The organism is Mesorhizobium sp. M7D.F.Ca.US.004.03.1.1 (assembly GCF_003998635.1).
GTDB lineage: Bacteria > Pseudomonadota > Alphaproteobacteria > Rhizobiales > Rhizobiaceae > Mesorhizobium > Mesorhizobium loti.
In genome coordinates this window covers 1-6,133 of record NZ_RZQG01000325.1, presented here as the reverse complement: position 1 = coordinate 6,133, position 6,133 = coordinate 1, and the positions used below count along the sequence as shown (strand labels likewise).

The 6,133-nt window shown below is 63.5% G+C and carries 8 protein-coding genes; 4 read left to right on the top strand and 4 right to left on the bottom strand.

What is annotated here, in order from left to right:
- Both EN935_RS18615 and EN935_RS18610 read left to right on the top strand, forming a co-directional pair.
- The coding region (locus tag EN935_RS18615; protein ID WP_127373504.1) for an ATP-binding protein at positions 1 to 1,303 on the top strand (1,303 nt) is incomplete at its 5' end.
- A gap of 29 nt (positions 1,304 to 1,332) precedes the next feature.
- On the top strand, positions 1,333 to 2,499 hold the full coding sequence (locus EN935_RS18610; RefSeq protein ID WP_127373503.1) for an FAD-binding oxidoreductase: 1,167 nt from the start codon (positions 1,333 to 1,335) through the stop codon (positions 2,497 to 2,499).
- Between the two features lie 43 nt (positions 2,500 to 2,542).
- Here EN935_RS18610 and EN935_RS18605 read toward each other — a convergent pair whose 3' ends face one another.
- The 4 genes from EN935_RS18605 to EN935_RS18590 all read right to left on the bottom strand — a co-directional run bounded on the left by EN935_RS18605 (position 2,543) and on the right by EN935_RS18590 (position 4,345).
- Positions 2,543 to 3,034 carry an SRPBCC domain-containing protein gene (locus tag EN935_RS18605; RefSeq protein ID WP_127262535.1) on the bottom strand — a complete coding sequence of 164 codons (492 nt, stop codon included), beginning with the start codon at positions 3,032 to 3,034 and terminating at the stop codon, positions 2,543 to 2,545.
- Between the two features lie 45 nt (positions 3,035 to 3,079).
- Entirely contained in the window at positions 3,080 to 3,526 is a 447-nt protein-coding gene (locus tag EN935_RS18600) for an SRPBCC domain-containing protein (RefSeq protein WP_127262534.1), read from the bottom strand.
- Complete coding sequence (locus EN935_RS18595) at positions 3,526 to 3,837, bottom strand: metalloregulator ArsR/SmtB family transcription factor (RefSeq protein WP_206532344.1); 312 nt, start codon at positions 3,835 to 3,837, stop codon at positions 3,526 to 3,528. Before EN935_RS18595 ends, EN935_RS18600 begins: the two co-directional genes overlap by 1 nt.
- Positions 3,838 to 3,919: 82 nt before the next feature.
- Positions 3,920 to 4,345, bottom strand: coding sequence for a GNAT family N-acetyltransferase (locus tag EN935_RS18590; protein ID WP_127262532.1), 426 nt, complete (start codon positions 4,343 to 4,345; stop codon positions 3,920 to 3,922).
- Positions 4,346 to 4,473: 128 nt separating this feature from the next.
- On the opposite strand from EN935_RS18590, the gene leuD reads away from it, so the two are divergent.
- Positions 4,474 to 5,079 (top strand): 3-isopropylmalate dehydratase small subunit, encoded by a 606-nt coding sequence (leuD, locus tag EN935_RS18585; RefSeq protein ID WP_126066949.1) that lies wholly within the window; start codon positions 4,474 to 4,476, stop codon positions 5,077 to 5,079.
- A gap of 69 nt (positions 5,080 to 5,148) precedes the next feature.
- Positions 5,149 to 6,012 carry a hypothetical protein gene (locus EN935_RS18580; protein WP_127262531.1) on the top strand — a complete coding sequence of 288 codons (864 nt, stop codon included), beginning with the start codon at positions 5,149 to 5,151 and terminating at the stop codon, positions 6,010 to 6,012.
- Positions 6,013 to 6,133: the final 121 nt, after the last annotated feature.

Sequence of the window (6,133 nt, the reverse complement as noted above, 5' to 3'; positions counted from 1 at the left end):
GTACAGGCCGATCGAGCCGCAACTCGATCTCGCTTCCGATCATGTCCTGTCCACTCGGCCGGCGGCCATGCCAGGCACCGCCGATCCCGCCTTCGCCGCGATCGGCGCGCGCCTGTCCGGCATTCTCGACGCCACGCAGAAAACCACGCTGGCCGGCTTCCGGCTGCTCGATCCCCGGGGCGTTGTCATTGCCGGGCGCGACGAGGTTGGGCAGTCGCTTGGCGAGGTCGAGGAGGTGCGCGCCGCACTTGCCGGCCGCTATGCCAGCGCGCTCAGGCTGCGCATCCCCGACCAGCCGGCGCCGCCGCTCTATTCGGTCAGCCGCGGCACCAGGGTGCGTGTCTTCGTCGCCTTGCCGGTGGCCGTCGATGGCCAGGTCGCCGGCGTGGTCTATGTGTCGCGGACGCCCAACAACATCATCAAACATCTCTATGGCGAGCGCGGCAAGGTGACGTTGGCGGCCATCGCCATTCTCGGCGGTACCCTGCTCATCGGCCTGGTCTTCCTGCGCACCGTCAGCCGGCCGATCTATGCGCTGATCGATCGCACGGAGCGTATTGCCGCCGGCGATCGCGCGGCGATCCGGCCGCTCGACCATCACGGCACTCGAGAGATGGCGGAGCTTTCCGCCGCCTTCCTCGACATGGCCGAAAAACTGCAGGCGCGCTCCGACAGCATCCAGACTTTTGCTACCCATGTCTCGCATGAGCTCAAATCGCCGCTGACGGCGATCCAGGGCGCGGCCGAATTGCTGCGTGATTCCGGCAGCGCGATGGACGATACGGAGCGGCGGCGTTTTTCCAACAACATCGTCACCGATGCCGGGCGGCTCAATCTGCTGGTGCGGCGCCTGCTCGATCTGGCGCGCGCCGAAAACCTTGCGCCGAGCGGCGAAAGCACCTCGATCGGTGCGGCACTGGCGCTGCTTCCCGTCGACACCAGGCTGGCGGTCCGCGTCGAGGCCGGCGGCGATGTGGCCTTGCGCATATCGGCCGAGAACGCCGCAATCGTGCTTGCTAATCTTATCGACAATTCGGCCAGGCACGGAGCGACGCAGGTTTCGATTGCCGCTGCGAGCGCCGGTGGCAAGGCGAGCATCCTGGTCAGCGACGATGGCGCCGGCATTTCACCCAGCAACCGGGCGCGCATCTTCGAGCCGTTCTTCACCACGCGGCGCTCTACCGGCGGCACCGGCATGGGCCTCGGCATCGTGCTGGCCCTCCTGAAAGCGCATGATGGTATGATCCGGCTTGTTGACAGCGAGCGCGGCACGCGCTTCGAGATCATTCTGCCGGTGGCGTGAAGGATGCCATCGGCCGGATCGGAGAAAAAATGCGCTACGACATCGTCATCGTCGGCGGGGCCATCGTCGGCTCCTCGGTTGCCTATTATCTGCGCGAGGAAGGGTTTTCCGGCTCGATCGCGCTGGTCGAGCGCGACCCGCAATTCGCCCATGCGGCGACGACGCTGTCCCTGGCCTCGATCCGCCAGCAGTTCTCCATTCCGGAAAATATCCGCCTGTCACAGTTCACGCTAAAGCTGTTCCGGCGGCTGAAGGAGGAGTTCGGCACTGATGCCGATATCGGCTTTCGCGAAGGCGGCTATCTCATCCTTGCCGGCGAGAATGGCTTGCCGATCCTCAAGAGCAATCACGAGGCGCAGATGGCCGAGGGCGCCGACATCGTGCTCGAGGACGCGGAGCAGCTGGTGCGCCGCTTCCCGTGGCTGTCGGCCGAGGGCATCACCGCCGGCGCCTATGGCCGCAGCGGCGAGGGCTGGTTCGACGCGCATGCGATGCTGATGCTGTTCCGCAAGGCGCTGCGGCAGAAGAAAGTCGATTTCATCACCGCCGATGTCACCGGCATCGAGCGGCAAGGCGACCGTGTCACCAGCGTCCGCCTCGACAATGGCGAGGTGCTGGAAGCCGGCACCGTGATCAACGCCGCCGGGCCGAATGCCGGCAAGGTCGCCGCCATGGCCGGGCTGGCGCTGCCGGTCGAGCCGCGCAAGCGCAACGTCTTCGTTTTCGAGGCGCGCGAGAAATATGCCGACATGCCGCTGCTGGTCGATCCCTCCGGCATCTATGTGCGCCCGGAAGGCTCGGTCTACCTCACCGGCGGCGCCGAGCCGGAAGAGGGCGACGGTCCGGCCGCCCCCGGGGATTTCGCGGTCGACTGGCCGCTGTTCGAAGAGGTGATCTGGCCGGTGCTGGCGACCCGCATTCCGGCTTTTGAGGCGATCAAGCCGACCCGCGCCTGGGCCGGCCACTACGATTACAACACGTTGGATCAGAACGCGGTGATCGGCCCGCATCCGCAGGTTGGGAATTTCATCTTCGCCAACGGATTCTCCGGCCACGGCCTGCAGCAGGCGCCGGCGGTCGGCAAGGCGCTGGCCGAGCTGATCGTGCATGGCGGCTATCGCACGGTGGACTGCTCGGCGTTTGGCTATGGCCGTGTCGCGGAAGGACGGGCGTTTCGGGAATTGAATGTGATTTGACGCCGGCGTTTCCTTCTCCCCTGGGGAGAAGGAAGACGCGTCCCTAAGCAGCTGCCGGTCTTTCAGCGTCGACATAGGCCTGCAGCCAGCTCAGCACCCGTCCCCAACCCTCGGCATGCTCGGTGGCCGCTTCACTCAGCCCGCCAAAGCCGCCATGGCAGATGGTGAGGCGCGTGCCGGTGGCGGTCGGCTCCAGCAGCCAGGCAATCGTCGTTTGCCGTCGGCCAAGTGTTGGATGGTCCCATTCATAGGCTCGCGTCTGTACGACCCTGCGCGGTGCCTCGATGTCGAGGAACTCGCCGCTCGCTGGAAGCTCCCTGCCGTCGGCCGTTCTGACAGAAACCGCCCAGCGGCCGCCGACGCGAAGATCGCATGACCAGTCCACCATCCTGTAGGTGTCGGCAGACCCCCACCAGCGCTCGACCTCGTTCGTGACCAGGGCACGGAAGACACGCTCCGCAGGCGCGCCGATATCGGCTGATGCCATGACGGTCTCGCCATTGGTCATGCTGTGCACGATAGGGACATGCATCATAGGGTTTCTCCTGACTAGATTGTTTCGTTACCGAAACGAGGCCGTTCACCCCTTTGATGCCGGGCGCGAGAGGCCCTTGCCGGTTTCGAGCAGGCTCTTGAGACTCGACAACACCAGTGGCCAGCCATTGCCGATATGTTCCAGCAGCTTATGCGGACCGTCGGCCTCATGAGTGACGGCGAGCTTCATCATGTCGCGCTCCTGCTCAATGACGAAGGTGCAGGTGGTGTAGCCGTCGGCCTTCACTTCCGGCATGAACTCATTGCGCCACTTGATGACGATGCGCCTGGGTGGATCGATCTCGAGGATCTCGCCGCTGTCGGTGACGCGGCCGTCGGGGTAGACGATCTTCCAGGCCGAACCCTTTCTCCACTCGCTCTGCATCTGGGCGCCGAGGAAATATTGCTGGTGGAACTCCGGCTCGGTCAGCGCTTCCCAGAGTTCTTCGGGCGTGGTGCGGATGTAGGTCACGTAGACGAACTTGTTGCTCATCAGTCTTCCCTTTCGAGGCGTTTCTTCAAGTCGCCGAGAGCGGTCAGCCGCCCCCGCTCGAATTTGCCGATCCAGCGGTCGGCGATCTCGTTGATGGGGACGGGGTTGAGGTAGTGCTCCTTCTCGCGCCCCTTGCGGACGGTGCTAACGAGGTTGGCCTCCTCCAGGATCGCCAAATGCTTGGTCACCGCCTGGCGCGTCATATCCATCTGTTCACACAGCGCGTTCAGCGTCTGCCCGTTCCTGGCATGGAGGCTGTCCAGCAACTGCCGGCGGGTCGGGTCGGCCAAGGCGCGAAAGACGGCATCCATGCTCATGGCTTTAATATGCAACCAAATGGTTGCATGTCAAGCGACCAAGGTCGTCAGGAATGTCACGGCTTTCTGAGGAAGGTCAGCCCTTGCGGGAGAACCAGAAGGCGTCGGCCATGTGCTTCATGCCGATGCGTTCGTAGAAGCCGACGGCGTTGGGCATGGAGATCAGGCTGATGGCGACGGACGGACCGAGTTGCCGGCGGGCCTCGTCCATCAGGCCCTTGCCGATGCCGAGCCCCTGCGCCGATTGGGAAACGGCGAGTTCGGAGATGTAGCAGACCCAGGAAAAGTCGGTCATCGCCCTGATAATGCCGATCAGTGGCCTGCCTTCGACGTCGAGGCGTGCGGTCAGCACCAGATTGGCGCCCGACAGCATTGCCTGTAGCCTGACGTCGTCATCGACGGGACGTGTCTCGCCGAGGCCGGATTCGATCAGAACGCGGCGGAATTCGTCGATGTCGAGCGCGGCTTCGCGTGCATAGAGGACGTGTGAGTTTTCTGCCATGGTCGCCAGACTGCACCATCGGGCTGGCTTGTGCCACCGCGCACAAACAGTTGCCTTTTATTTGCCGCCGGCTTTGTGTAAACCGTGCCTCAGCAAATCCTCCCGCAACGAAAACACGGGCAAAAGCCATGGAAAAATTCACCAAGCTCACCGGCGTCGCCGCTCCGATGCCGATCGTCAATGTCGACACCGACATGATCATCCCCAAGGATTATCTGAAGACGATCAAGCGCACCGGACTTGGCACCGGCCTGTTCGCCGAAATGCGCTACAATGACGACGGTTCGGAAAATCCGGATTTCGTGCTCAACAAACCGGCCTACCGCAAGGCGCAGATCCTGGTTGCCGGCGATAATTTCGGCTGCGGCTCGAGCAGAGAGCACGCGCCGTGGGCGCTGCTCGACTTCGGCATTCGCTGCGTCATCTCGACCTCGTTCGCCGACATCTTCTACAACAACTGCTTCAAGAACGGCATCTTGCCCATCACTGTCAGCCCCGAGGATCTCGAGAAGCTGATGGACGACGCGTCGCGCGGCTCCAACGCCACGGTGTCGGTCGACCTCGAGGCCAAGGAAATCCGCGGACCGGATGGCGGCGTGGTCAAATTCGACCTCGACGATTTCAAGCGGCACTGCCTGCTCAACGGTCTCGACGACATCGGCCTGACCATGGAAAAGGCCGGCGCCATCGCCTCGTTCGAGAAGCGCAACGCCGAACAGCGCCCCTGGGCCTGATAGACGCCGCCTGAGTACCAAGGCCGCACCGATGGCTGGTCTTCGCTTCGGGTAGAACGGGGACCTGTCATGACACGCTCGCTTTTTGCAGGCGCCTGCGGGCTGGCGTTGATGCTGCTTCCGACGACTAGCTTGCATGCCCAGACGCAGGCGCCTGCCATCGATCAGCAGGCGCCGATCCCGTTCGAGGGCGGTCACCTGACCGTCACCCAGCAGGAGCCCGACGGCGAAAAGGTGCTCGCCTTCGACGGTCAGAAGCTGGCGAGCAATTACGACGTCTTCTTCGACAGGATCGTCAATATCGCCGGCGCCAAGGTGGCGCTGGTCGATGTCGGCGACGGCAACATCGACCATCTCTGCGGTCCTCCTGTGATGATCGTGTGGAAGCCGAAAGGCGGCACGGTCCAGGGCATCACGGTGGAGCAGGACGGCTGCGGCGCGCCGGCGTCGGTGACCGACAATTCCCTCTATTTCGTCCCCTATCTCTTACCGGGCGCTTCGAAGCGTGTGATGCAATGGTCGCCCCAGGACGGGCTGACGATTTCGGGCAATCTCACCTACATGCCGGACCCTGGCACGGGTTGGAAAGATGTCGACGCGTCGGAATACGAAGACATGATCGACGCCTTCCACAACGAGGCTGTCTACAGGGACGCCGAAACATTGCTCGGCAAGGACATGGCCATCCTGGCGGCCAGTTTCCTGGCCGCCGGCGGTACGAAAAAGACGGCGTCCGGCATCGTCTATTTCGACGGCTGCGCGCCGCACAATTGCGGCGGCAACCACGGGTTCATGGCGGTCGACCAGACCAACCACAAACTCTATTTCGCCCGCAGCAGCGGCAAGCCAAGGATGGATGTCTGGCCGGCAGTGGAGACGTGGCCTGCCGACATCAAGGCGGCGCTGGACAAGGCGCTTGGCTCGCCGAACTAGGCCACCATTCCGCGAAGGTGATGACGAAAACGCGAAGGCTCCTGCGCAGAGCGCGGACTGGCGTTTCGGTTTCGTCAGATCATAGCCGGCCGAAACCGAAACGCCAGTCCGCGCTCTGCGC